This is a genomic window from Wenzhouxiangella sp. YN1 (assembly GCF_056324145.1).
In genome coordinates, this window is record NZ_JBJNIO010000133.1 from 1 (window position 1) to 23,125 (window position 23,125).

Below are 23,125 nucleotides of genomic sequence, written 5' to 3' on the forward strand. Positions count from 1 at the left end.
GTGCTCCAGCGCGTAGGTCAGCACCCGGCCAGCAAAGTCGAGCAGCTCACGCCCAGGCTGTGGAAAGAGCACTTCGCCAGCAAGCCGCTTGTATCAGACGTGCAGTGGATCGACCAGTAACGGTCGGGAATGAACGCTTACCTTGAGCGATTTATTATGTGTTCGGGTTAGCATCTCGGATGTCGTTCTTGAATACATACCAGGCATTTTTCATTCTCTGTAGCTGGTGATATTTGTCCTTTACTCGACCCGACGCTGCCTTCGCGTATATTATTGCTTGATCTAGCTTTCCTGCCGTATAGCCACTAACTTCGCTCCTCAGGCTGGATGCGAGGAATTCAAGTCTCTTAGCAACGACGTCACCCTCCTTCTTGCTAGAGGCAAACGCCACCTGATTGAGGAGTTCTTCCAGTTCCTCGAGATCTACAGCTGCCATATTCTGACACTTCTCTTAGGGCACATTACATCTGAGCTAAGCGGCGCGCCTCTGGCGCGTCCGGTGGGCGCCAGACAGGGCCGGAACGTACTCGAGCGATTTGTCATTCCTTCTGCACACAGGCCTCCACCTCGCTAGCTAGCTGCTCAATTCTGTCGGGATCGTTCTTATCAAATACTTCAGTAACTCCACTATATACCTTCACCAAGAAGGTAGCCAATGTGTATGCTAACTGAGGAATATCCTCTAGCTGAGGATGATTCTTTATAACCACGATTCGCCCTCCTTGGTCCTCTTCCACATAGACTTCCAATGACCTCGGAGCCGTATGCAGAGACGGGCTTGATAAGCGGTACATGCTATCGTAGATGTCTTCCGCGCCAAGATTGGCGGCATACGCGTAGCTTTGGAATGCCTGAATATCTTCCTGTTCAATTTTCTCACTAAGCTGATCCCGCTCCCTTTCCGCGTATTCTCTGAGCTTTTCAAATAGTTCTGTTCTTCGGTTTAATGCGACATTCATAAGCTTAAGTCGCGCCGCCTCATCAGATTGAAAATACTGGGAAACAAAATTCTCATCAGAACAGATGTTGCCAAACACAAAGTAGGCATCTAGGAAGATTCTCAGTAGACTAGAGCTTTCGTTTGACATGCCATGCCGCATAAGCAGAAGCGCTGCCTCTGTGATTTCGATAACACGAGCACACACCACAATCGCTATTACTTTTTGTTTGTCCGTACTTGATTCCAGGGTAGTTACCTTTTGGTCTCGGCAGAACTCTTGGATTTCGCATAGTATCTCGGGAATCTTCTCAAGAATCTCTGCGTGGGGGTCAAGCAAAGCTTGGCTTAAGCTTCGGGCCTCTCCACTCAAGAACCCATCGCCCCGGAAGTTTATTGAACTGGAATCTTCAGGCATAACGATTAGCTAAGCGGCGCGCGTAAGCGCGTCCGGCCGAGGGCCGAAGGACCGGAGCGAGCTTGAGCGATTTGTTAAGCATTACTGCTCCAGGTAATTGCATTTTGAACACACCCATTTTGCAAGGTGTCTCATATGTTTAGGAACTGTTGAAAGGTAGATAGGCTTTGAGGGTGTTGAGCAGTTTGGACACAGGGGTACGTCGTTTTTCAATTCACTTTTCAAGGGAAAGTTCGGCTTCCCTTCTTCGCAACTTTTCTTCCACTTTTGTAAAGCGCCATTAATGGGTGCGTCCATGCACCACGAATCTCTAGTCAGGTCTACTTCATGGAGAAACGCGTTCATAACTCCACGATCAAACACACCCCTCGAAATACCTTTGTGGTTAACAAGCATAATGGGCAGACTTTTGGCGTAAGCTAGGACAGCTTCAATGTGATTCCACTCAGTTGGGAGGACAAAAGCGCCTTCTATCTCTTTCTCTCTTATACGACCCGAACTGATAGCAATCTGAGGATACCCAAGGATGACTGCGCCTTTGCATTGGTCTAGAACCTCGATCACTTCATCCAAAGGCGCCTTCGTAGGATAGTCCGTTGCACCCAAGGTGTGAGGCTCAATACCCATATTCCTAAGACATGTCAAGAAGACCTCAAGGCCGTCACTAAACTCCGGAGTTACTTTTGTTGGTCTACTTACGAAAATCTTCATAGACTGACCTATATTGCTTAACTTGCAACTATCTGTGGAAATCAGTTTATAGTGACTAAGAGGGCGAATTCACCGTTTATCCTGTGGGTTTCAGGGTCGGCGACTGCAAGTGCCTTAGGCTCCGCCTTTTGGTCCGGGCGGTGCCGCTGCTATGTGGCAATTCGCAGATATAGTTGCCAAAACCTCTACTCTCGGCAGCGCCGACTCCCCGCTATACCCGTAGTTCTTTCAGGAGTGCAATATGCCATGGGGGGGCTTTCCGGGCAAATGTGGCTGCGAAGCACGAGCTCGGCTTCGGTGCACTTCCTATTCGCCTGCAGTCAGTCCCAGTGGCAGCGTATAACCGTTTCCTACCACCCGTCCTGCCGTTTGTGCATCCCGCGCCCCTGTTTGTTTTCCCATAAACGAACATCCCGACTAACCCGCGGGATTTGCTACTGGATCGGCCCGGAAACCGGCGGGCGGTCGGGGCTTACGGCACATCCCATCCCAACACACGTGCAATCTTGGAGCTATCCTTTATCAGTCTGTGCGTCATTTGCTCAATGGCTATGTTCAGGCCTGGAGGCTCTAGCGCGACAAATACATGATGATCTGGATAGAAATAGTTTCTAGGCTTGCCAGCTTGGTTTTTCTCGGATAGGCGTTTGAGCAGTTGGCCCAAGTTACCCCTGAAGCTATAGGCGAAGATATGGACCTCATGATTCAAGAAGCTGGAGAACTCCTCAAGATCGGGAATAGGCAATGCAGTAACCGCGTTTTGTGCGTCACGCATAAGTTCGTACACATCGTGATTAGCATAACCCTTTCGAATAGCTCGCTGGCTAATACCGATCGACCTGAGAATTGATTTGCCACAAAGTTCTATTGATTGAAGGAATAGGCCAATTGATACAGCAAGCTGAGGGTTAACTGGGATCTCCTCATCTAGGTCTGTGATGATTGCTTTTCCAGCGCGGTGGAATTGGATGGCATACCCAATGTAGTGCTTAGGATAGGGACGTTTTTCGTTCATGAGCGCTACAGCTTAAGTGCTTGTTTTATGGCGTGTCGGTTCAGATTGAATCTATATCTCAATTCATTCGCCAAGCATAAGCACGGCCGCCCACATCCCTTTCGATCCTGCCGAGTAGTGCCTTGATCTGTGGTGGGTTAACTGGAACGCTGATCGAAATCATCACGCCCAAGTGACCCACATCGCTTTCCGAGGTCAGCAACTCCCGCTCCTCGAATGAAATGTGCCGTTCTGCATACTGGAATTGCTCGGCCCATTCCAGAACTATCGGACGAACCTGGTCGATGTCACCGTAGACGATGCCCTTCCATGCCATATGAAATTTCCTCGCTTGTATGGAGCCGCCCAGGGCCGGCCACTGGCATTGGCCCCGGCGGTTCGGTGATCTCGGTCGGTCTCGGACCCAGGACAGTCCCGACCACGCGTTGAGAATGCCAGAAATCTGTCGGGGAGTCAGTCCGAGATCGGTAGGGCGGCTTGTAGGAAATCGGCGCGGGTTGGTGTCGTAATTGCGTAACAGGGCAGGGCGCAAGCGGTCCGGAGCGGTGCCGGCAGTGTTACGCAATCGTTACGCAATTGGGTTGTAGGCAGAAAAAAGAGACTGCGATATCGCCACAACTCCTTGATGCTCTTGATTTTCCGGGTCGGATTCGAACCAACGAGCCGGACAGGTTATGCGATATTTTCAACATAACTTGTCCGAAACGGACAAGTTATGGTTTCGGACCTACCCCTCGAACTTCGAGGTTTGAAAATGGTGGGCCCAGCTGGACTTGAACCAGCGACCAACCGATTATGAGTCGGGTGCTCTAACCAACTGAGCTATGGGCCCGGGCAGTCAGCTGTCGTCGGAACCGGTGTCGGTGGGGTTGTTGGCGTCGCCCTGGATTTCGGCCATGGGCTTGGGTTTGAGGCCCTGGGCTTCCAGTTCTTCGTGCTTGCGCTTCTGGATGTAGGCAAGGTTGTTCTTGTACATGCTGGCGACTCTTTCGACGCCGTTTTCGGCCAGAAAGCCCTGGTTTCCGGCGGCCACGAAGGTGGCGTAAACGCCGGAGGCGGCCATCAGTGCGGCCGAGACCAGGTTCTGTTCGAAACCGCGTTCGTTGACCATCTTGTTGGCCAGTTCGATGAATTCGTTGGTGGCCTGGTTGTGGGCGTCGATCTGTTTTTGCTGTTCGGACATGGAAGGCTCGAATCAATCGGGTGTGTTGGTGTCCGGCAGACGCACCGCCGGCAGAGGCGAAAGAATACCACGATCGCCGGCGATTTCGTTGTCAGCTGCGACGTTTGCGGATGCCCAGGCTGGCGGCTGAAACGCTGGCTTCCTCGCCCGCATCGGTGCGGATGGGCTGGCCTTCGTCCGGCGACCAGGCGGTGGTGTAGAGCATTTCCCAGGTGACGGCGGTTTGCTGGCCGTTCAGGGCGCTTTCGAAGGCTTGCCGGCCCACGGGCAGGCGGCACTTCAGGCCAAGCTGGTGCAGCTCTTCGAGCAGCTGATCCAGGTTGGCGTGGGTGCTGGTCAGCCAGTCGGTGTCGAGGACCGGTTCCTGGAAGCCGGCCCGGGTGAGCACATCGCCCATTTCCTGGGCGTGGTTGGTAATGCCCATTTCGATGATGGCCCCGGCCTGGCGCAGTTCGCGCAGGGTGTCCGGCCCCGGCAGGGTCATCATCATGATGCCGCGCGGGCGCATGATGCGACGCAGGCCGGCCAGGGTCGCTGCCAGATCCGGGCTCCACTGCAGCGACAGGTTGGCAAACACCAGGTCGATACTGGCTTCGGCGATCGGCAGGGCGGAAAGATCGGCGCAGGCCAGCTCGAAGCGCGGTCGCCAGCGCCCGCGGCGCCTGCGGGCCATGGCCAGCATCTGCGCGGCGTGATCCACGGCCAGCAGCCGGGCGTCAGGATAGCGCGTGCGCAGGGCCAGGCTGTGTCGGCCGGTGCCGCAGCCGAGGTCGAGAATGCGCTCGGGCGCAAACCGCAGGCCGTCGAGACGTTCAAGCAGGCGCGTGCCGACTTCGTCGAATATGGCGGAGTACTGGTCGTAGTGCTCGGCAAGTGCGCCGAAGCGCTGCCGGATCGGGGCGGTGTCGGCCGGTTCGTTCATGGGTGGTAGGCTTGTGTGCTGTACGAAACCATCCGGGGGCGGGCGGTCATGCGGGTCGAAATATCGTCTTCCGGGCGTACCGGTTGGCTGCTGCCGCCAGTATGCCTGATCTGTGCCCGGCGCGGGCGGCCGGGGCTTGATTGCTGTGCCGGCTGCGAGTCCGATCTGCCGGTTGTTGCGCGCCGCTGTCTGCGTTGCGGGTTGGGCCTGGCCTCTACCACCGTTGTATGCGGCCGCTGTGTTCGGCGTCCGCCCGCTTTCGACAGCACCTGGCCGGCCTTCGAGTACACCGGCGCGGTCGAGCGGCTGGTGCATCGCTTCAAGTTCCATCGCGATCTGGCGGCCGGGCGCACGCTGGCCGGTCTGGCCGCGCGTCGTCTGGCGGCGCTGGGTGCGCCCCGTCCCCGGGTGCTGGCGCCGGTTCCGCTGCACTGGCGGCGTCAGTTATGGCGCGGGTTCAATCAGTCGCGCATGCTGGCCGATGATCTGGCAGCGGCGCTGGGCGCCATTCCCGTGGCGCCCTTGCTGCTGCGACGCCGCGCGACGCGATCGCAGTCCAGCTTGCCGGCCGGGCGTCGGAGCGCCAACGTGCGCGGCGCATTTCGTGTGCGAGCGGTAGGCCAAAAGATTTCGCATGTGGCCCTGGTTGACGACGTCATGACCACGGGCACGACGCTGGATGCCTGCGCACGAGCGCTGCGTCAGGCCGGCGTGAAGCGGGTGGATGTCTGGGTGGTGGCAAGGGCCTGAACGGGATTCAGGGTGTTTGCATTGCCAGCGCGATGGCGGCCCCGGCCCAGACGAACAGACCCACCCAGTGATTGCTCAAGAAGGTCTTGAAGCAGGCGACCGGATCACGGTTGCGAATTCGCCACAGCTGGATCAAAAAGTGGATGAACACCAGGCCGACGGCAATGAACCACGCCGGCTCGGGCAAATGGCGCAGTCCTATCAGTACCAGCAGGGCGGTCATCACGCCCATCAGCGCGCCCAGGATGGGCACATCAGCGCGGCCGAAAGCGATGGCGGTGGACTTCACCCCCACTTTCAGATCATCGGCGCGATCGGCAATGGCATATTCGGTGTCGAAGATCACCGTCCACACGAAGTTGGCCGCAAACAGCCACCAGGCCAGGGCGGGCACCTGCCCGGCCTCGGCGGCAAAGGCCATGGGAATGGCCCAGCTGAACGACGCGCCCAGCACCAGCTGCGGAAAGTGCGTGAAACGCTTGAAGAACGGGTAGGTGGCGGCCAGCAGCGCGCCGAAAAAGGCCAGCAGCAGGGTCAGTTTATTGGTCAGGAGCACCAGGCCGAAAGCGATTGCCAGCAGGATCAGAAACAGCGCCAGGGCTTGGCGGGGGCGAATCTCACCGGTGGCCAGCGGGCGGTCGACGGTGCGCCCGACGTGCGGGTCGAGATCGCGGTCGGCGTAGTCGTTGATCACGCAGCCGGCCGCGCGCATGACGACGACGCCCAGGGTGAAGATCACCAGATTCTTGAGGCCGGGCACGCCGCCGGCGGCAAACCACAGCCCCCACCAGGTCGGCCAGAACAGCAGGGCGATACCGATGGGGCGGTCGAAGCGCATCAGCCGCAGCCACGGGCCGGCCGCGCTGGAGAAAATGCGTGCGCGCAGGCGAAACTCCATGCCGTCAGCCTCCGGTTGCCGTCGTCAGGCGGTATTCCGTGCAGGGCACCTGGACGCGCTGTGCGCCGGGTGAGGCGCGCACAATGAACCGCCACGGCGGTGATTCACCCGGCTCGACACGGTAATCCACCCAGAACTGGGGTACCGTTTCGCGCCGCACCTCCAGCTGCGCGTCGAGCCCCATGGCGCGGATGCGCCGCTGGCGCTCGCGCGCGTTGTCGATGTTTTCGTACAGCCCGACCGAAACGGCGTTTTCAAGCGTGCCGCCGGCGATCACATAGTAGTCTTCGACGCCGCGCTCGGCCAGGTCGCGGGTCAGCGACAGGGCCTGGTTGCGGCTGCTGGCGGGCAGGTAAACCCACCAGCCGCGGTCGTGGTCGGCTTCGGTCTGGCGCAGCTGCAGGTGGCTGGCGAAGGGTCGGAGACGATCGCTGGCCCGTTGCCGGGACAGCAGCGTGGGCAGCGGGCCGATGGTATAGCAGCGCGGGCCGCTGTCTTCGCTTTGCTCGTGACTGCGCTCGACCAGCTCGGCACGCGGCAGCGCGGGGTCGAGCGGCGGGAGCTCGCCCTCACGCACCGGTGGTGGCGCTGTCGTGAATTGACCAAGCACGAATACGATGGTGTTGATTGTAAACAGCGCGACCGCGAGCCAGCGCCAGTTGATGTTGTTCATGTCGCTTGCGTTGCCAATGCCAGGCCGTGAAGCACAAGGTGTCTTTGGTGCCGGGCTTCTCGCCTCAGGTGCGAGATCAGCTCGGCGGCGTTGCCCCCGGTCAGCCACAGGCTGACTTGATCGTCAACGGCGCGTTCGGCCGCGGCAACGGCGTGTTCGATGCCGCCGGCCGCCAGAATCAGCCCGCCGCGAGCCAGCGCGGTGCCGGTGCCACGCGCCGGGCGCTCGATGTCGCCGGCTTGTGGCAGCGGCCGATTGAGCCCCGGTGCGCGCATGAACAAGCCGTTGCGCGCAGTTTCGATGCCGGCCATGATCCAGCCGCCTCGGTGCTTGCCGCTGCCGTCGACTACATCGACGGTGATGGCGGTGCCGCTGTCGACGACGACAAAGGCGCGTCGCTCTTGCTGCCATGGCATCTGCAGCGCCATCCAGCGATCGCAGCCCAGCGACTTGTACGCCGGCGCCACGGGCAGCGGACGATCACCGGTGGTGATGATATCGACTTGCGTCCCGGCCTGCTGCAGTTCATCGGCGATCCGGTTGACGGTTTCAGGCCGCGATTGCCCCGAGATCAGAGCGTGCTTGCAGCTGGCCTCCTGCAGGGCGGCAAACAGCGCGTCGGGCTGGTCGGTCATGACCCGGCCAATGCTGGGCAGATCGAGCTGGCCCTCTTTTGCGCGCGCCCACTTGATGCGCGAGTGGCCGATGTCGACGATCAGGTCATGCGGCACGAACGCTGACCTCGCCGCTGACAATGGGTTGGGTTTGTCCGTCGGCCTCAAGCAGCAGGCGGCCTTGCCGGTCGATGCCCCGAGCAGTGCCCGGGAAACTGTGGCCGTCGGCCCGGGTGACCGTCACCGGTTTATCGTACAGCAGATCGAACTGCGGCCAGTGCGCCATCAGCTCGTCAACCCCGCGTTCGTCGAAGCGAGCGAGCGCTCTGGCCAGCGCATTGATCAGCCCGGCAGCGAGCGCGTTGCGGCCAACCGGCTTGTCGGCATGTTCTTCGAGCACGGTCGAGGCCTGCTCCAGTGCATTCAGCGAGGGCGTGCGCGACAGGTTGATGCCGACGCCGACAACGGCGCGACACGGGCCTTCGGCAGCGCCGCCGAGATCAACCAGGCAGCCCCCGAGTTTGGCGTGGCCCACGAACAGGTCGTTGGGCCATTTGACTTTTACCGCAGCGCCGCTGAGCTGTTCGAGCGTTTGCGCGGCGCTCAGGCCTACCACCAGGCTCAGAAGCGACAGCCCGGCCAGGCCGGATTCAAAACGCCAGGCGAGCGACAGATACAGACCGCTGCCCGGCGGCGACAGCCAATGGCGCCCGCGCCGGCCGCGGCCGGCAGTCTGGGCCTCGGCGATCAGCGCCCGGCCGTGCGGGGTGTCCGCCGCCATCAGCCGGGTGTTGGTCGAATCCACCGCGCCGGCGACTTCCAGCCCGACTCCGTCGTGGTCGAGCTGCGCCCGTATGGCGTCTGCGTCGAGCCGCTCGATCGGGTGGGGCAGGCGGTAGCCGTCGCCGGCGGTGCCGGAGATTTCCAGCCCCAGCTTGCGCAGGCCCTGCATGCGCTTCCAGACCGCAGCGCGGGTGATCCCCAGCTCTGCGGCGAGCTCGGCGCCGTTGTGTAGCTCGCCGTCGGAAAGGCGCGTGTAGAGTTCGTACAGACCGGGTTTCATCGTCGTCCAAATGCTCGTCCAGCAGGCTTTCAGCGTCGCTTGAGCAGGCGTGCTTTCTCGAAGCGGCTTTCGTCGCCTGCCAGCATGCGCGCAAGATTACCCCGGTGGGTGAACACCAGCAGCACCGCCAGCGCAATGGCCAGTACGCCGAGCGCGGCCGGCAGGGGTTTGGGGCCGAGCAGCCACATCGACGGCACCAGGCTCAGGCCGGCCAGAATGGTAGCCAACCCGACATAGCCGGTGCCGATGATGGTGACCACCCAGACCAGCAGCAGCGGCGCCAGACACCACGGGGCGATGACGGCCATCGCGCCCACTGCCGTCCCGGCGCCCTTGCCGCCTTTGAAGCGGAAATACAGCGGCCAGACATGGCCGACGACCGCGCCGCCGCCCGCGGCCGCTGCCAGGGTGATGAAGTCCGGCGGCTGGCTGGTCAGCAAAGACGTGGCCAGCGGCAGCAGCCCGGCCGCAATGGCGCCCTTGCCGACATCGACCAGCACGACCGCCAGGGCAAAGCGCCAGCCGACCGTGCGCAGGGCGTTGGTGCCGCCGGCGTTGCCCGATCCCATGGTGCGGATATCAATGCCCTGCAGCCGACCCAGCAGCAGGGCACCGGAAATCGAACCCAGCAGATAGCCGCCCAGCAGCGTCAGCAGCAGTTCAATCATGGTGTTTCTCCGGCGGGTTCCAGATATGCATGCCCACCGCCAGCATACCCGGCCCGGCGTGCGCGCCCACCGCCGGGCTGGCTTCAACCACCCAGCAGGCGTCCACGCGCGGGTGTGCGGCAAGCAGGTGTTTGCGCAGCGCCCGCGCGTCGGTCTCGGCGTCGGTGTGGCTGATGATGATTCGATAGCTGGCTTGCTGGTCCATCCGGCGCAGCAGGTAGCGGGCAAATTTCTCCAGGGCGTGCCGGCGACCGGCAATCACGCCCCGCGTGGTGAGCTCGCCCGCGGCCGAGACGGTCAGCACCGGGTTGAGCCGCAGTCTGCGCGCCAGCTTTTCCATCCACGGCTTGACCCGGCCGCCGCGTACACCCCAGCTGAGATCGCGAATCAGCGCATGCGTGCGGAAGGTCCCGCGCATCTCGGTCAAACGGGCGCGGATGGCCGCGCGGTCCCAGCCTCTGGCCGCGGCTTCGGCGGCCCAGAGCACCATCAGGCCCTGACCACAGGCGGCATTGCGGCTGTCCATCACCTCGATATTTTCGGGGTCGCTGCGCTCGGCGGTCTGGCGGGCAGCCTGCAGCGTGCCGCTCAGACGCCCGGCGATGTGAATGCCCAGCACCTCGAGGCCGTGCGAGGTGAGCAGCTCGTACTGGCGGCGAAAATCGGCCGGTGGCGGCTGCGAGGTCTGCGGATGGATCGGTGAATCAGCCAGGCGCGCGTAGAACTCGCTCGGCGTCATGGTCAGTTTATCGAGGAACTCCGCGTCATCGAAGTTGAGCCGTACCGGCACTACGTGAATGCCCAGCCGCTCGATTTCTTCATCGGGCAGATCGGCGGCCGAGTCGGTCACGATGGCGAGCGTGCCGGTATGGTTCATCAGACCGTGCTGCCGCGTCATGTCGTCGGCTTTTTGCTGCGTCAGCTCGCCGAATTCGCTGCACAGGTTGAACACTTCACCGGGGCGGTCGGTATGGATATGGACCCGCGCCCGGCGCTCGCTGCCGGCCACTACCAGCGAACTGGCTTCGAGTGCTTCCAGCCGCTGTCTGAGTCGGGCCACGGCAATGCCTTGGCCTTCAACCAGGCACTCGGTACAGAAACGGTGCTTGTCCGGCGCAGCGGTTGCCCGCTGCCCGGAGGCGGGCGGTGGGGCAGCGACCGCGTTGAGCTGCGGTATCTGCCCGCTGCGCACGTACTGCCAGATGCCCTCGAGCAGGTCGACGAAGCCCTGAGCACCGGCATCGACCACTCCGGCCTCGCGCAGGACGCTGAGCTGCTCTGGCGTGGCCGCCAGCGAGCGCCGCGCGCGCGCCAGGCCGCGTCGAAAAAGCTGGCGAATGTCATTGATGCCGCTGCCGGTCACGCGCAGCAGCTCGTCGGCAAAATCCTCAAGCACGGTCGGCAGCGTGCCGGGTACCGGCTCGGACATGGCCGACCAGGCCGAACGCGCGCCCGCGGCCGCAACCTGCGCCAGGTGCTGGCCATCGAGCGTCTGAAGCTCCCGCGCCGACTGGCTCAGGCCCTGAAAGTACTGCGCCATGATGGCGCCCGAGTTGCCGCGGGCGCCGTCGAGCGCGGCATCGGCAATGCGGCACAGCAGCTCCGGCAGGCTGCCGTTGAAAGCGCGATCCTCGATGGCCTCGCGTACGCTCGCCAGGGTAAAAGCCAGGTTGGTGCCGGTATCGCTGTCGGCCACCGGAAAGACATTGATGGCGTTGATGTGGTCGCGGCGACGGGAGACGTTGGCGATGCCGGCCAGAAGTGCTTGCTGCAGCCGCTGTGCATCGACCTGAAAAACGGCTTGCGACACGTCAGTTGGCGACCAGTTCGCGCACCTGTGAGGCGGTGAACGGCCAGGACAGCTTCTCGCCGGTTCGGGTGTTGTGCAGCACCGGAATCTTGTCGCCGTATTGCTCGATGAGCTTCAGGTCGGACTCGATATTGACCTTTTCGTATACTTTGCCGAAGCCGCCCTCGGCAAGCAGCGCTTTGGCCTTGGTGCACAGGTCGCAATCCGGGCGTGTATAGAGATTGATGGTCATGGCTTCAAGCCGGAAAAGTTTCGCGGTTGGCAAGTATTTCATTTTAGCGCTTGTTATTCCAGCGTGCCCGGGGGCGGCTGCCGAACGACGCAGGACAGGCCCGGGAGGGGTGACATGAGAACGCTATCAAGTCGGCTGAATGCGCTGCGCTTTTCTGCCGGGTCAATGATTCCGGCATTGCTGTTGTTCCCGGCGCTTGTGCTGGCGCAGACGATCTACATCTGGGAAGATGAAGATGGGATCAAGCATTTCACCGACCAGAAACCCGAGACGGATCGCGAGGTCACGGTTCAGCGCGCCCGGGCCGAGCCGCAACGCCTGATCGATACCGTCAAGTCGGGCAGCCGCGATGCGCCCGTCTGGCGGTTTCGCAATCGCATCCAGGGCCCGGTGAGCGTGCGGGTGTCACTGGTCGAGGGAACCAACGTGATCAGCGAGCCGCGCCTGCCGGCAGATTTCGTGCTCGCGGCCCTGCAGGAGCGCGAGCTGGTCGCTTTTGCTGCCCGCAATCAGCGCCGTGCCTGGTCCTACCGCTTCGAAACCGTCACCGCGCCGGGGCGCCAGGGCGCCCGTCACCAGCCGCGGCGAGCCTATCGGCCGCCGATTCCCGCCGGCAGCCGTTTCCGCATTGGCCAGGCCTTTGGCGGCAAGCACAGCCACAGCACGCCATCGGGCTTCCACGCGGTGGATATCCAGACGCCGCTGGGTACGCCCGTGCATGCGGCACGCCAGGGCGTGGTGATGGACGTGGCGCGCTATTTTCACGGCGCCGGTGAAGATCTTGAATACGATGGGCCGCGCGCCAACTTCGTGCGCATTCTCCACGACGACGGTTCCATGGCGCTCTATGCCCACCTCGATTACGAAGGCGTCGAGGTGCGCCCGGGAGATCGCGTCGAGCGTGGCCAACGCATCGGCCGCTCGGGCAATACCGGCTACAGTACCGGTCCGCACCTGCACTTTGCCGTGCAGGTCAATCGCGACATGCAGCTGACATCGGTGCCGTTCGAGTTCGAGGGTGCGGATTCAAAAGCCATCGCTCCGAGCCCGGGGCAATGGCTTGAAGTGGAGTGATTCGTGGCGACTAATCGCAGTCGGCAAGCATCGGCCGGGCCAGGCGCTCGATCGCGAACTCCCCTGCACCGTATGCTCCGAAGTTGCTATCGAATTGCACCTCGCCGTGATCCAGGTCCGAGAAGGAAACCGTCAGCTCGCCCCATTCAACGAGATCCACATCTTCCGGATCGAAGTCGGGCCCGTAGCTTGCGCCCTGAGGCTGGTAGAGCGTGACGGTGAAGTGATTGACGGGTGGATGGACAGGAATCGAGGGGACATTTGGCGACAAGTCGCCGCTGCCGATCATCCAGGCCTGCTCGCCCGAACCATCGGGCTTGTAGGTGAACCAGTAGACGATGACCCGGTCATCGGGGAGAACCTCGACGAGAAAGCCTTCGCCGGACTGCTCGGGGTTGTACCAGGCGCCGGAAAAGTGCTGGAAGTTGCTGGCGCTATCGCAGGTGGTTCCGGCCAGCTGCGACAGGCGCTGGTAATCCATCCGGTCGTCGATCAGCGGCATCCAGCACAGGCCGGGGTCCTCGACCGGCGTTTGTGGTGACCAGGGGCCGCAAACCAGCTTGTCGTGGTAGTGGCGATGGATGCTGAGCGTGTCATCACCCACGCGGTCGGCGCGGAATCGGCCGGTGCCGCGAACGAAGGTGAAGTCTTCTGCGGTGGCGATGCCCTCGCCGAAATACCCGCGGGTTTCGCGCATGGGATCCCAGCGCAGCCACTTGTCGCCGGCCGTGCCGACCTCGAACAGCCACTGCTGGCGGCCCTCGGTATTGAAGCTGAAGCTGTAGAGCAGCGGCGCGCCGTTGTCGAGCAGCATGACCGACACGCCTTCGCCGGAGCGTTCGGGGTGATACCAGCTGCCGCTGGCGGTGGCGTCGATGGCGCTTCGCTCGCGGCCCAGGCACAGCTCGAAATCCGGTGAGCCGACGTGGCGCGCGGCGATCCAGTCGCGCACGGCCGGATCGGTGACGAGAAAGTCGTTGTAGCAGATATCCAGCCCGGCGCCGACGTTGGTGTCGCCGCGCTCGGCCAGACCGCTGGCGCTCATGATCTCCTCGCCAAGCTCGGCGGCGAAGCGGTTGCCGTTGAGGTAGAGAAAGCTCTGTTTGGAACCGCGCATGGCGGCGAAGGCGTTGCTCGCGCCGGCGTCCAGACGGTTGTCCGCCAGGTCGAGCGAGCTCAGCTGCAGACGTTTCCAGCTGGACGGAATACGGCCCGAGAAGTCATTCCGGGCCAGTCTCAGCCGCTCGAGATTGTCGCTTGGCAACTCTTCGGTGAATTCAGGGAAGGCGCCGGTGAGGAGGTTGTCATTGAGGTTTACCTCGCTCGTGCGCCAGGGAAAGTGAGCCAGTTTGCCGGCAATGGCGTTACCGCTGAGATCGAGTTCGACGCTTGGCGTCGGCGGGCCCTGGCGCCACATGCGTTCGAGCAGGTCGGCGCTGAGTTCGCCGTGCAGGTTGTTGTTCGGCAGCTCGAGGCGGCCGATCCATTCGAAGCCGCCGCTTTCGGGTTGTTCGGTCACGCAGGTGATGCCGTACCAGTCGCAGACATCGACCTCGGGGTCGAGCCAGCCGTCGTTGCGGTGCCAGTCGTCGCCGTTCATGGCCTCGTAGAAATCCGTGAGCGCTTCGACTGGCAGGGGCGGTGGCGGTGAGAGGGCCGGCAGGGCCGGGCTCAGTGCCAGCATGGTGCCGGCCAGCGCCGCGCGGATGGGGAAGGGAAAACGGGTATTGATGTTCATGCAAGCCGCCTGTTGTTGGAGTACCGCCTTCCTGACCATGCTACGGTAGCCGTTTGGTTGGCGCAAATCGCGCCGGGTGTAGCGCTGCGCAGTGGCGAGCTGCGCCGGTATAATGGCGTGTTTTCCCTTGGATTGTTGCAGCATGCCCCAGTTGTCCGACCAGGTTGCGCGCCGGCGAACCTTTGCCATCATCTCGCACCCGGACGCCGGCAAGACCACGCTGACCGAAAAGTTCCTGCTTTTCGGCGGTGCGATCCAGCTTGCCGGCTCGGTCAAGTCCCGCAAGGCCGAGCGCCACGCCACCTCCGACTGGATGGAGATGGAAAAGCAGCGCGGCATCTCGATCACCTCCTCGGTGATGCAGTTTCCCTACAAGGAGCGCATCGTCAATCTGCTCGACACCCCGGGCCATGCGGACTTTTCCGAAGATACCTACCGCGTGCTCACTGCCGTGGACTCGGCGCTGATGGTGATCGACTGCGCCAAGGGCGTGGAGGAGCGCACCATCAAGCTCATGGAGGTCTGCCGCATGCGCGATACCCCGATCTTCACCTTCATCAACAAGCTCGACCGCGAGGGCCGCGAGCCCATCGAGCTGCTTGATGAGGTCGAGGAAGTGCTGGGCATCGAGTGCGCGCCGGTAACCTGGCCGATCGGCATGGGGCGCCGGCTCAAGGGGATCTATCATCTGGTGCACGACGAAATTCATCTCTATGAGTCGGGCAAGAATTACATGCGCCAGGAGCCGCGGATCATTGCCGGCCTGCACTCGGCCGAAGCTGACGAAGCCCTGGGCGACATGGCCGCCGAATTGCGCGACGAAATCGAGCTGGTGGCGGGTGCCAGCCATGATTTTGACCATGAGCGCTACCTTGAAGGCAAGCAGACACCGGTGTTCTTCGGCTCGGCTCTGAACAATTTCGGCGTGATTCCGCTGCTCGACGAGTTTGTCGATCGTGCCCCGCAGCCGCAGGCGCGCGCTACTCTGGGACGCTCTGTCGAGCCGGTCGAGGACAAATGCACCGGCTTCGTGTTCAAGGTGCAGGCCAATATGGACCCGGCCCACCGCGACCGCATGGCCTTCATGCGCGTGTGCTCGGGTCGTTTCGAGAAGGGCATGAAGCTGCACCATGTCCGCATCGGCAAGGAGCAGCGCACCCACGGCGCGCTGACCTTCATGGCCGGCGAGCGGGCGGCAGCCGAATATGCTTACCCAGGTGACATCGTCGGCCTGCACAACCACGGTACGATCGGCATCGGCGACACGTTTACCGAGGGCGAGAAGCTGCAGTTCTCCGGCATTCCGAACTTTGCCCCCGAGCTGTTCCGCCGCGTGCAGCTGAAAGACCCGCTCAAGCTCAAGGCCCTGACCAAGGGTCTGACCCAGCTTTCAGAGGAAGGCGCCACACAGTTTTTCAGGCCCTTGATCGGCAATGACTTGATCGTTGGCGCCGTGGGTGTTCTCCAGTTCGACGTGGTGGCCTATCGCCTCAAGGAAGAGTACAACGTCACGGCGGTGTTCGAAGCGGTCAACGTGTCGACCTGCCGCTGGATCGGCGCCGAGTCCGAGCGCGAACTCGACAAGTTCCGCAACAAGAACGAGCAACAACTGGCCGAAGACGGCGGCGGGCGCCTTGTCTATCTGGCGCCGACCCGCATCAACCTGCAGCTCGCCGAGGAGCGCCACCCGGAAATCACTTTCCGGGCCACGCGCGAGGTCAGCGTTTACGTCGACGTCGATTGACCGGCCCCCGGCGGGCTTCAGGTCGGCCCGGGGTGCTCGGCAGCTGGCGTGCGAGGTGGTCGCACTGTTTGCGGGGCGGGTGACCGGTTCCGGGTGGATTTGTCGTTAGGTTTGATATATTCGGCCGAAAGGGGCGGCATGCGCGCCGGCCGCGGCGACTGATCCAGCCGGGAGGTGACGGAAATGGGCGAAGTTCTCGGGCGTTATCACATCATCAGCGAACTCGGTCGCGGCGGTATGGGCGTGGTCTACAAGGCGCTCGACCCCAAGCTCGAGCGTTTCATTGCCATCAAGTGTCTGAGCGACGAGCTGAGCGAAGACGAGATCGTCGTCGCCCGCTTCCTGCGCGAGGCGCGCAACGTGGCCGCGCTCAACCATCCCAATATTGCCCAGATTTTCGTCGCCGACGAACATGACGGCAAGCCGTATTTCGTCATGGAATACGTCGACGGCGAATCGCTGGCCGAATTCATCGACCGTGAAGGCCAGTGCTCGCCGGAGATGGCGCGCCGGGTGGCCGAGCAGGCGGCTCGCGCCCTGGCGGCCGCCGCCGCCGAAGATATCGTGCACCGCGACGTCAAGCCGGGCAACATCATGATCGATCGTCGCGGCCGCGCCGTGCTGACCGACTTCGGCATCGCCTGCATTGCCGCCGAGCAGTCCGGCCCGGAGGGCGGCACCGTCATGGGCACGCCGGGCTACATGGCCCCCGAGGTGCTCAGTGCCGGTCCGGCGGACTCGCGCAGCGACATGTTCGCGCTGGGCGTGGTGTGGTTCGAGATGCTCGCCGGTGAGCGCCTGATGCCGGGCCGCGATCTCAAGCAGGCGTTTTCTCAGCTGGCCAAAGACGGCTTTCCCGACCTGTCGGCACTCGAGGGTCGGGTCGACGATCGCGTCATCGACATCCTGCGGAAAATGCTGGCAGTCCAGCCAGATAATCGCTACGCCAGCTGGACTGAACTGCTGGCCGATATGCAGCCGCTCAAGACCGGCCGGACCGGGCCGGTGGAACGTTCCGACAGCGGCCCTTCGACCGCCGAGCGTGAGGTCACCGAGGCGCTGGCAACGACCGGCGTGCTGTCGCCAACCGCCGGCGGCACGGTTGACGCTGCCGCAGCCGCGGCGGCGCTGCAAACGCAGGCCGAACCTGCGCACCCGGTGCCGGTGCAACGACCGGCGCCGAAGCGACGTGGAAGATGGGTTGCCCTGGCGCTGGTGTTCGTGGCTGCGCTGGCCGCCGCCGGCTTTGGGCTGACGCGGCTGGATTCGGCCACCTGGAACCGCATGACGGCCTGGCTGCCGGGCGGCGCGGGCAGCGAGGACGCAGCCGTGGCCGATGCCGGAGCCGGCGACTCTGAAGCCGGCTCGGCCACGCGGTCGGCGGCTTCACGAGAAGGTGGCGGCATCGCCGATGCCGCCGGCGGCCTTCGCGCCGGGCAGGCGATTGCCGATGCCGGCAGCGGTGACGGCAGTGAAGTGCCGCTGCCAGAAGAGCCGGCAGCCGACGCTCTGGCGGCTGACACACAGGCCGCGTCCTCCGACTCGACCGACAGTCCCGCCGGGGAAGGCGATGGAGTGGCCGAGCTGGATGACTCGGCAGCAACCGCAGCAGCGCAGACCACGGCCGCCGCCGGGAACGCGGATATGTCGGCAGCGCCCGCGGCATCGGATCCAAAGGAGGCCGTGGTTGCAACCGATCCGCCTGCCGAGCCGGTCGAATCGCCGGCAGGCGAGCCCGCAACAGGTGAATCTGACCCCGGTGCGTCCGCCCGCCAGGCCGCGCCGCTGCCGCGCGGCGTGGTCGTGATCGGTGTTGGTGATCCCGTGGTTGCAGACCCGATGGTGCGCGAGATCGAATCGGCGCTGCGCGGCAGCAGCCATCCGCTGGTGCAGCGCAGCTTTGTCAGCGGCTACCGCAATCATGTCCAGGGCGAGGAAGTCGACCTGGTCGGCCTGGCCCGCCCGGCTCTGGATGCCGGCGCGCGCTACGTTGTGGTGGCGCGCGCGCTGCCGGCCGGCGAGCGGGAGTTGCAGTACTACAATCGCATTGAAAGGGCCTTCATTGCCCAGCTCGAGGCGGTAACGTTCGACCTGCACAGCATGCGCAAGATCGGCGCATCACCGGTCGAGCAGATCGAGTTCACCGCGCTCAACGCTACCCGCCGCGCGGTGGATTCCGTACGGCCCTGGCTGCCGGGGATTCGAGACCAGTTCGACTGATGGCGAGCAGCTTCTTTTCCAGAGCCGGACTGTCTCTTCCGCCCGGCATGCCACTCCGACCTACAGCCGGAATTCGCGACCCAGATAGACGTTGCGGACGTTCTCGTCGGCCATGACCTCATCGGGCGAGCCGTGGATGAGCAGCCGGCCCTCGCTGATGATGTAGGCGCGGTCGCAGATGCCGAGGGTTTCGCGCACGTTGTGGTCGGTGATCAGAATGCCGATGTTGCGCTCGGTCAGGTGCCGGACGATGTTCTGAATTTCGCCAACCGAGATCGGATCGACGCCGGCAAAGGGCTCGTCGAGCAGGATATAGGACGGGTTGGCTGCCAGCGCGCGGGCAATTTCCACCCGCCGGCGTTCGCCGCCGGACAGGCTGATGCCCGACTGATCGGCCAGATGGCTGACCGAAAACTCCTCCATCAGGCGCTGGAGTTCATCACGTCGGCCGGAGCGATCGAGATCACGGCGCAGTTCCAGCACCGCCTTGATGTTGTCGGCCACTGACAAGCGCCGGAATATCGAGGCTTCCTGCGGCAGATAGCCCAGGCCGTAGCGCGAGCGCTGGTTCATGCTCGCGCGCGTGATGTCGCGTTCGTCGAGTACGATGCGACCGCCGTCGGCCGTGACCAGTCCCACCACCATGTAGAAGCAGGTGGTCTTGCCGGCGCCGTTGGGGCCGAGCAGGCCGACGATCTCGCCGGTATCGACCTGCATGGACATGCCGTGAACCACGGCACGCCCCTTGTAACGCTTGGACAGCTGTTCGGCGATCAGCACGGCTCAGTCCGGCTCGGTCTCATTGTCGACCTCATCGTCGGCCTCGTTGTCGGTGGCGTCGTCGGCCGGGTCGTTGGGCGCTTCATCGGGTTGATCGTTTTCGATGACCTCCGGCTCGATCGACAGGCGCACGCCACCTTCGCCGCGAACGCCTTCGGTATCCAGGCTGTAGACCAGGCGCTGGCCGGAATAGGTGCCGCGGGGGTCTTCGATGTAGGCATCGCCGACCAGGGTGACAGTGCGTTCGATCAGGCTGTAGATCACCTGGTCTGCGTGACCGGTCGTTTCCCGGTTTTCTTCGTTGAGCGTGCGCCAGCGTACCGGCTCGCCGAACAGCTCGATGCGCTCGTAGCCGTTATCGCCGCGATAGGCAAAGCCTTCGTCGGCGGTCACTTCCATCTCGCCGCGGGTGATGCGCACGCTGCCCTCCAGGTGGGAGGCATTGCGCTCGGTATCGTGCTGCGCGTTGTCGGCCTCGACCCCGATAGGGCCTTTGTGCTGTGCTTCAGCCGCGGTCGCCAGGCTTGCCAGCAGCAGCGCCAGCACGACGGCCGTCGCGATCAGCCACGGCCGGCTCGAGCTCACCTTGTACGCCATCAGTCAGTTCCAGAAGGTTTTTGTCCAGTTGAATTCTCAGACCGCCGGAACGCAGCCGGGATTCCGTCTGCGTGATCGTCACCGGTGTATCCGACGAGATTGTACGCTTGCCCCGGTCGTAGCGCAGGCGTTCGGTGCGCACCTCGATGTCTCCACCCCGAGCGCGATGGACAAGCTGGATATCGCCCTCGAGCACGAGCATTTCCTGATCGCGCAGCACGCGGCCCTGATTCGATGAACCCCGCCAGTCGGCGCCTTCGGGCTCGATATGGAATTCGGGCGCCTCCAGCCGGGCGACGCGCTCGGCCCAGACGTGCTCGAGCCGGGGCCCCGAGAGCGTGAGCTCCACGCGGTCGAGCGCATCGCGAAAGCGCGCCGAGAAGTCGGTCAGGGTGTAGTCGAACTGCGGGTCGGGTACCGACAGCGGCGGCGTGGCTCTGCGGTCGCTGGGCATCAGCCAGCGAATGCCAAGCGCCAGCACCAGCGCCAGGCAGCCGATCAGCACCACGCGCCAGGTCACTCGAAGCCATCCTGCCAGGCGCCCAGCAGGCCGCGTCCGGCGAGGATACGCTCGCACACCGCCCGCACGGCGCCAAAGCCGCCGCGCTCTGGCGTGACAAAGTCGGCGCGCTCACGAATCCAGGCGCTGGCGTCGGCTGGCGCACACTTCAGGCCGCAGCGGCGCATCGCCGGCCAGTCGAGCAGGTCGTCGCCGGTGTAGGCGCAGTTTTCACCGGCCAGATCGAGCGTGTGCAGCAGTTCCTCCAGCGCAGCGGCCTTGTCCTGACGCCCCTGAACGAGGTGCTCGATGCCCAGCTCCTGCGCGCGCCGGGTCACGATCGGTGACTGCCGAGCGGTGATGATGGCCACGGCAATATCGTTGTCGAGCAGGGCCTTGATGCCCAGGCCGTCGCGGGTGTGAAAGGTCTTGATCTCGTCGCCGGCATCGGTGTAGGCAAGGCGGCCGTCGGTCATCACGCCGTCGACGTCGAAGATGGCCAGCTGAATGTTCGCGCTCATACCACGCCCGCCTGCAGCAGATCCTGAAAGTTGAGGGCGCCCACCAGCCGGCCTTCGGCATTGGTGACCAGAACGCCCTGAATGCGATGACTCTGCATCAGCTCCACCGCCGCGGCCGCCAGTTCATCGGCCCGTATGGTGCGCGGGTCGCGCGTCATGATGTGCTCGGCCGGCTTGCTGCGAATATCGGCCAGCTCGTCGACGTGGCGACGCAGGTCGCCGTCGGTGACGATGCCCACCAGGGCTTCATCGTCGTCGAGCACTGCGCACATGCCCAGGCGGCTGCGCGTCATCTGCATGATGGCCTCGGCGATACTGTCGTTGGCACGGATAATGGGCAGGGCCTCGCCGGTGTGCATCAGATCACTGATGCGCAGCAGCAGCCGGCGCCCGAGGCTGCCGGCCGGGTGCGAGCGCGCAAAGTCTTCGGCCGTGAAGCCGCGGGCGTCGAGCAGCGCAATGGCCAGAGCGTCTCCCAGCGCAAGCTGGGCCGAGGTCGAAGCAGTTGGCGCCAGCCCCAGCGGGCAGGCCTCGCGATCAACGCTGGTGTCGAGGTGAACATCGGCGTGGCGCGCCAGCGTTGACGACGGATTGCCGGTCATCGCAATCAGTTTCACGCCCAGGCGCTTGAGGCCCGGCAACAGGCGCAGCACTTCCTCGGTTTCGCCGGAGTTCGACAGCGCCAGTACGGCGTTGTCTGCGGCAATCATGCCGAGGTCGCCGTGACTGGCTTCGGCCGGGTGCACGAAAAAGGCCGGCGTGCCGGTCGACGCCAGGGTGGCGGCCAGCTTGCTGCCGATATGTCCGGACTTGCCCATGCCGGTCACCACCAGGTGGCCCGGCGAATCGAGCAGCAGGCTGCAGGCGGCAATGAAGTCTTCACCCAGGCGCTCGGCCAGCGCGGTGATCGCGCGTGCTTCGGTGGCCAGTACTTCGCTGGCGGCATGAATCAGACGGCGAGAGTCGATATTCATGGCTCAGATTCTAATGCAGACCGAAGCGGATCATCATCGTGCCAGCAGCGCTTCCCAGATCACCAGGGTCTGGTAGCCGAGATAGCCGGCAAACAGCAGTACCGCGGCGGGCCGCGTGATCAAGCTCTGGCCGCCGCGGCGCCAGACCATGACCAGCAGCAGGATGGAGATGGCGAACATCACCAGCATGTCGCGGTTGAGCAGCATGGGCTCGATGTGCATGGGTTCGATCACGGCAGCAATGCCCAGCACACCGAGCAGGTTGAACATGTTCGAGCCGAGGATATTGCCGATCGCGAGGTCGTCTTCGCGCTTGTAGGCCGAGGTCGCAGCCGCCGCCAGCTCCGGCAGGCTGGTGCCCAGCGCCACCACGGTCAGGCCCACCACCGCCTCGGAAACGCCCACCAGAAGCGCCAGGGTCACGGCGCCGGTTACCAGCACCTGTGCGCTCAAGGGCAGCAGGATCAGGCCCAGTACGGTCCAGATCACGGCGGCGCGCATCGGCATGCCCGGCGGCACTTCTTCGGTCAGGGCCGCGGTGATCGGGTCCTGGCCACCGCTTTTCACGCCCAGCATCACCATGCCGCCCACCAGCATGAACAGACCGACGATCAGTACCGTACCGTCGAGGCGCGAAAGCTCCAGGTCCCACATCAGAAACAGTGTCAGCAGCATGATCAGCGCCAGCACCGGCACCTCGCGTTTGAAGGTGGCCGGGTCGACGCGCAGCGGATAGATCAGCGCGGTCAGCCCGAGGATCAGGCCGATATTGGCGATATTCGACCCCAGGGCGTTGCCGATGGCGAGCGCCGGGTTGCCCTTGAGCGAGGCGATGGCCGAAACGATCATCTCTGGTGCCGAGGTGCCAAAGCCGACGATCGTCAAACCCACGATCAGGGTCGACACACCAAAGTTGCGTGCCAGCGCCGATGCGCCGGCCACCAGCCGGTCGGCCGCCCAGATCAGCAGCACGAAGCCGGCGAGCAGTTGCAGCAGGGCGATGGTGATCGTCATACGGGTTCCCGGGCGGCGCGAAGGTGGGACAGGGAGAGGATGGGGTACACTAGGCGGCTGGTCCGCATGC

The 23,125-nt window shown here is 63.4% G+C and carries 25 protein-coding genes and 1 tRNA gene; 4 read left to right on the plus strand and 22 right to left on the minus strand.

The window, feature by feature from the left end:
• Positions 1-154: 154 nt before the first annotated feature.
• The 8 genes from ACEWQZ_RS05850 to ACEWQZ_RS05885 form a co-directional block, all read right to left on the minus strand.
• Positions 155-436, minus strand: coding sequence for a hypothetical protein (locus ACEWQZ_RS05850; RefSeq protein ID WP_476482138.1), 282 nt, complete (start codon positions 434-436; stop codon positions 155-157).
• A gap of 103 nt (positions 437-539) precedes the next feature.
• Positions 540-1,355, minus strand: coding sequence for a DUF5677 domain-containing protein (locus ACEWQZ_RS05855; RefSeq protein WP_476482139.1), 816 nt, complete (start codon positions 1,353-1,355; stop codon positions 540-542).
• Positions 1,356-1,436: 81 nt separating this feature from the next.
• The gene (locus tag ACEWQZ_RS05860) at positions 1,437-2,066 is read right to left on the minus strand and encodes a hypothetical protein (RefSeq protein ID WP_476482140.1); all 630 of its coding nucleotides are present in this window, start codon (positions 2,064-2,066) and stop codon (positions 1,437-1,439) included.
• Between the two features lie 472 nt (positions 2,067-2,538).
• A complete protein-coding gene (locus ACEWQZ_RS05865; protein ID WP_476482141.1) occupies positions 2,539-3,081 on the minus strand; it encodes a hypothetical protein in 543 nt (180 codons plus the stop codon).
• 58 nt (positions 3,082-3,139) lie between these two features.
• Positions 3,140-3,397 carry a hypothetical protein gene (locus tag ACEWQZ_RS05870; RefSeq protein ID WP_476482142.1) on the minus strand — a complete coding sequence of 86 codons (258 nt, stop codon included), beginning with the start codon at positions 3,395-3,397 and terminating at the stop codon, positions 3,140-3,142.
• A 439-nt stretch (positions 3,398-3,836) separates the two neighbouring features.
• Positions 3,837-3,913: transfer RNA gene (locus ACEWQZ_RS05875), tRNA-Ile, on the minus strand.
• 6 nt (positions 3,914-3,919) lie between these two features.
• Positions 3,920-4,264, minus strand: coding sequence for a DUF3144 domain-containing protein (locus ACEWQZ_RS05880; protein WP_476482143.1), 345 nt, complete (start codon positions 4,262-4,264; stop codon positions 3,920-3,922).
• 91 nt (positions 4,265-4,355) lie between these two features.
• Entirely contained in the window at positions 4,356-5,186 is an 831-nt protein-coding gene (locus ACEWQZ_RS05885; protein ID WP_476482144.1) for a methyltransferase domain-containing protein, read from the minus strand.
• Between the two features lie 48 nt (positions 5,187-5,234).
• On the opposite strand from ACEWQZ_RS05885, the gene ACEWQZ_RS05890 reads away from it, so the two are divergent.
• On the plus strand, positions 5,235-5,936 hold the full coding sequence (locus ACEWQZ_RS05890) for a double zinc ribbon domain-containing protein (RefSeq protein ID WP_476482145.1): 702 nt from the start codon (positions 5,235-5,237) through the stop codon (positions 5,934-5,936).
• Between the two features lie 7 nt (positions 5,937-5,943).
• Here ACEWQZ_RS05890 and ubiA read toward each other — a convergent pair whose 3' ends face one another.
• From ubiA to ACEWQZ_RS05925, 7 genes are read right to left on the minus strand one after another with little or no spacing between them, the layout of a single operon-like run.
• On the minus strand, positions 5,944-6,834 hold the full coding sequence (gene ubiA, locus ACEWQZ_RS05895; protein ID WP_476482146.1) for a 4-hydroxybenzoate octaprenyltransferase: 891 nt from the start codon (positions 6,832-6,834) through the stop codon (positions 5,944-5,946).
• 4 nt (positions 6,835-6,838) lie between these two features.
• A complete protein-coding gene (locus ACEWQZ_RS05900; protein WP_476482147.1) occupies positions 6,839-7,507 on the minus strand; it encodes an SPOR domain-containing protein in 669 nt (222 codons plus the stop codon).
• Positions 7,504-8,238, minus strand: a complete 735-nt coding sequence (locus ACEWQZ_RS05905) for a type III pantothenate kinase (RefSeq protein ID WP_476482148.1) — start codon at positions 8,236-8,238, stop codon at positions 7,504-7,506. The genes ACEWQZ_RS05900 and ACEWQZ_RS05905 overlap by 4 nt, the downstream gene beginning before the upstream one ends.
• Positions 8,228-9,184, minus strand: a complete 957-nt coding sequence (locus ACEWQZ_RS05910; protein WP_476482149.1) for a biotin--[acetyl-CoA-carboxylase] ligase — start codon at positions 9,182-9,184, stop codon at positions 8,228-8,230. Before ACEWQZ_RS05910 ends, ACEWQZ_RS05905 begins: the two co-directional genes overlap by 11 nt.
• Before the next feature lie 29 nt (positions 9,185-9,213).
• Positions 9,214-9,852 (minus strand): glycerol-3-phosphate 1-O-acyltransferase PlsY, encoded by a 639-nt coding sequence (plsY, locus tag ACEWQZ_RS05915; protein WP_476482150.1) that lies wholly within the window; start codon positions 9,850-9,852, stop codon positions 9,214-9,216.
• Positions 9,845-11,662, minus strand: a complete 1,818-nt coding sequence (locus tag ACEWQZ_RS05920) for a DegV family protein (RefSeq protein WP_476482151.1) — start codon at positions 11,660-11,662, stop codon at positions 9,845-9,847. Before ACEWQZ_RS05920 ends, plsY begins: the two co-directional genes overlap by 8 nt.
• 1 nt (position 11,663) lies before the next feature.
• Positions 11,664-11,894, minus strand: a complete 231-nt coding sequence (locus tag ACEWQZ_RS05925; protein ID WP_476482152.1) for a glutaredoxin family protein — start codon at positions 11,892-11,894, stop codon at positions 11,664-11,666.
• Positions 11,895-12,008: 114 nt separating this feature from the next.
• Between ACEWQZ_RS05925 and ACEWQZ_RS05930 the strand changes: the two genes are divergently transcribed.
• A complete protein-coding gene (locus ACEWQZ_RS05930; RefSeq protein WP_476482153.1) occupies positions 12,009-12,968 on the plus strand; it encodes a peptidoglycan DD-metalloendopeptidase family protein in 960 nt (319 codons plus the stop codon).
• 10 nt (positions 12,969-12,978) lie between these two features.
• Here ACEWQZ_RS05930 and ACEWQZ_RS05935 read toward each other — a convergent pair whose 3' ends face one another.
• The gene (locus ACEWQZ_RS05935) at positions 12,979-14,706 is read right to left on the minus strand and encodes a hypothetical protein (protein ID WP_476482154.1); all 1,728 of its coding nucleotides are present in this window, start codon (positions 14,704-14,706) and stop codon (positions 12,979-12,981) included.
• A 142-nt stretch (positions 14,707-14,848) separates the two neighbouring features.
• Between ACEWQZ_RS05935 and ACEWQZ_RS05940 the strand changes: the two genes are divergently transcribed.
• Both ACEWQZ_RS05940 and ACEWQZ_RS05945 read left to right on the plus strand, forming a co-directional pair.
• Complete coding sequence (locus ACEWQZ_RS05940) at positions 14,849-16,450, plus strand: peptide chain release factor 3 (RefSeq protein ID WP_476482155.1); 1,602 nt, start codon at positions 14,849-14,851, stop codon at positions 16,448-16,450.
• Positions 16,451-16,633: 183 nt separating this feature from the next.
• Positions 16,634-18,670, plus strand: a complete 2,037-nt coding sequence (locus ACEWQZ_RS05945) for a serine/threonine-protein kinase (protein WP_476482156.1) — start codon at positions 16,634-16,636, stop codon at positions 18,668-18,670.
• Between the two features lie 60 nt (positions 18,671-18,730).
• Here the strand turns inward: ACEWQZ_RS05945 and lptB are convergent, their stop codons facing one another.
• Genes lptB through ACEWQZ_RS05975 form a run of 6 tightly spaced genes read right to left on the minus strand, consistent with a single transcriptional unit; the run spans position 18,731 to position 23,055 of the window.
• Positions 18,731-19,450 (minus strand): LPS export ABC transporter ATP-binding protein, encoded by a 720-nt coding sequence (lptB, locus tag ACEWQZ_RS05950; RefSeq protein ID WP_476482157.1) that lies wholly within the window; start codon positions 19,448-19,450, stop codon positions 18,731-18,733.
• A gap of 3 nt (positions 19,451-19,453) precedes the next feature.
• Complete coding sequence (gene lptA / locus ACEWQZ_RS05955) at positions 19,454-19,996, minus strand: lipopolysaccharide transport periplasmic protein LptA (RefSeq protein ID WP_476482158.1); 543 nt, start codon at positions 19,994-19,996, stop codon at positions 19,454-19,456.
• Positions 19,956-20,567, minus strand: a complete 612-nt coding sequence (gene lptC / locus ACEWQZ_RS05960) for an LPS export ABC transporter periplasmic protein LptC (protein WP_476482159.1) — start codon at positions 20,565-20,567, stop codon at positions 19,956-19,958. The genes lptA and lptC overlap by 41 nt, the downstream gene beginning before the upstream one ends.
• On the minus strand, positions 20,564-21,067 hold the full coding sequence (locus ACEWQZ_RS05965) for a KdsC family phosphatase (protein WP_476482160.1): 504 nt from the start codon (positions 21,065-21,067) through the stop codon (positions 20,564-20,566). The genes lptC and ACEWQZ_RS05965 overlap by 4 nt, the downstream gene beginning before the upstream one ends.
• The gene (locus tag ACEWQZ_RS05970) at positions 21,064-22,041 is read right to left on the minus strand and encodes a KpsF/GutQ family sugar-phosphate isomerase (protein ID WP_476482161.1); all 978 of its coding nucleotides are present in this window, start codon (positions 22,039-22,041) and stop codon (positions 21,064-21,066) included. The genes ACEWQZ_RS05965 and ACEWQZ_RS05970 overlap by 4 nt, the downstream gene beginning before the upstream one ends.
• 33 nt (positions 22,042-22,074) lie before the next feature.
• Positions 22,075-23,055 carry a calcium/sodium antiporter gene (locus ACEWQZ_RS05975; RefSeq protein ID WP_476482162.1) on the minus strand — a complete coding sequence of 327 codons (981 nt, stop codon included), beginning with the start codon at positions 23,053-23,055 and terminating at the stop codon, positions 22,075-22,077.
• Positions 23,056-23,125: the final 70 nt, after the last annotated feature.

Bases quoted from the DNA above. Each gene is read 5' to 3' on its own strand.
- ACEWQZ_RS05925 (WP_476482152.1), bottom strand. From the start codon at position 11,894: ATGACCATCAATCTCTATACACGCCCGGATTGCGACCTGTGCACCAAG.
- ACEWQZ_RS05970 (WP_476482161.1), bottom strand. From the start codon at position 22,041: ATGAATATCGACTCTCGCCGTCTGATTCATGCCGCCAGCGAAGTACTG.
- ACEWQZ_RS05860 (WP_476482140.1), bottom strand. From the start codon at position 2,066: ATGAAGATTTTCGTAAGTAGACCAACAAAAGTAACTCCGGAGTTTAGT.
- ACEWQZ_RS05910 (WP_476482149.1), bottom strand. From the start codon at position 9,184: ATGAAACCCGGTCTGTACGAACTCTACACGCGCCTTTCCGACGGCGAG.
- ACEWQZ_RS05870 (WP_476482142.1), bottom strand. From the start codon at position 3,397: ATGGCATGGAAGGGCATCGTCTACGGTGACATCGACCAGGTTCGTCCG.
- ACEWQZ_RS05855 (WP_476482139.1), bottom strand. From the start codon at position 1,355: ATGCCTGAAGATTCCAGTTCAATAAACTTCCGGGGCGATGGGTTCTTG.
- ACEWQZ_RS05850 (WP_476482138.1), bottom strand. From the start codon at position 436: ATGGCAGCTGTAGATCTCGAGGAACTGGAAGAACTCCTCAATCAGGTG.
- plsY (WP_476482150.1), bottom strand. From the start codon at position 9,852: ATGATTGAACTGCTGCTGACGCTGCTGGGCGGCTATCTGCTGGGTTCG.
- ACEWQZ_RS05945 (WP_476482156.1), top strand. From the start codon at position 16,634: ATGGGCGAAGTTCTCGGGCGTTATCACATCATCAGCGAACTCGGTCGC.
- ACEWQZ_RS05885 (WP_476482144.1), bottom strand. From the start codon at position 5,186: ATGAACGAACCGGCCGACACCGCCCCGATCCGGCAGCGCTTCGGCGCA.
- ACEWQZ_RS05880 (WP_476482143.1), bottom strand. From the start codon at position 4,264: ATGTCCGAACAGCAAAAACAGATCGACGCCCACAACCAGGCCACCAAC.
- ACEWQZ_RS05965 (WP_476482160.1), bottom strand. From the start codon at position 21,067: ATGAGCGCGAACATTCAGCTGGCCATCTTCGACGTCGACGGCGTGATG.
- ACEWQZ_RS05900 (WP_476482147.1), bottom strand. From the start codon at position 7,507: ATGAACAACATCAACTGGCGCTGGCTCGCGGTCGCGCTGTTTACAATC.
- ACEWQZ_RS05930 (WP_476482153.1), top strand. From the start codon at position 12,009: ATGAGAACGCTATCAAGTCGGCTGAATGCGCTGCGCTTTTCTGCCGGG.
- ACEWQZ_RS05940 (WP_476482155.1), top strand. From the start codon at position 14,849: ATGCCCCAGTTGTCCGACCAGGTTGCGCGCCGGCGAACCTTTGCCATC.
- ACEWQZ_RS05935 (WP_476482154.1), bottom strand. From the start codon at position 14,706: ATGAACATCAATACCCGTTTTCCCTTCCCCATCCGCGCGGCGCTGGCC.
- ACEWQZ_RS05975 (WP_476482162.1), bottom strand. From the start codon at position 23,055: ATGACGATCACCATCGCCCTGCTGCAACTGCTCGCCGGCTTCGTGCTG.
- ACEWQZ_RS05865 (WP_476482141.1), bottom strand. From the start codon at position 3,081: ATGAACGAAAAACGTCCCTATCCTAAGCACTACATTGGGTATGCCATC.
- ubiA (WP_476482146.1), bottom strand. From the start codon at position 6,834: ATGGAGTTTCGCCTGCGCGCACGCATTTTCTCCAGCGCGGCCGGCCCG.
- ACEWQZ_RS05890 (WP_476482145.1), top strand. From the start codon at position 5,235: ATGCGGGTCGAAATATCGTCTTCCGGGCGTACCGGTTGGCTGCTGCCG.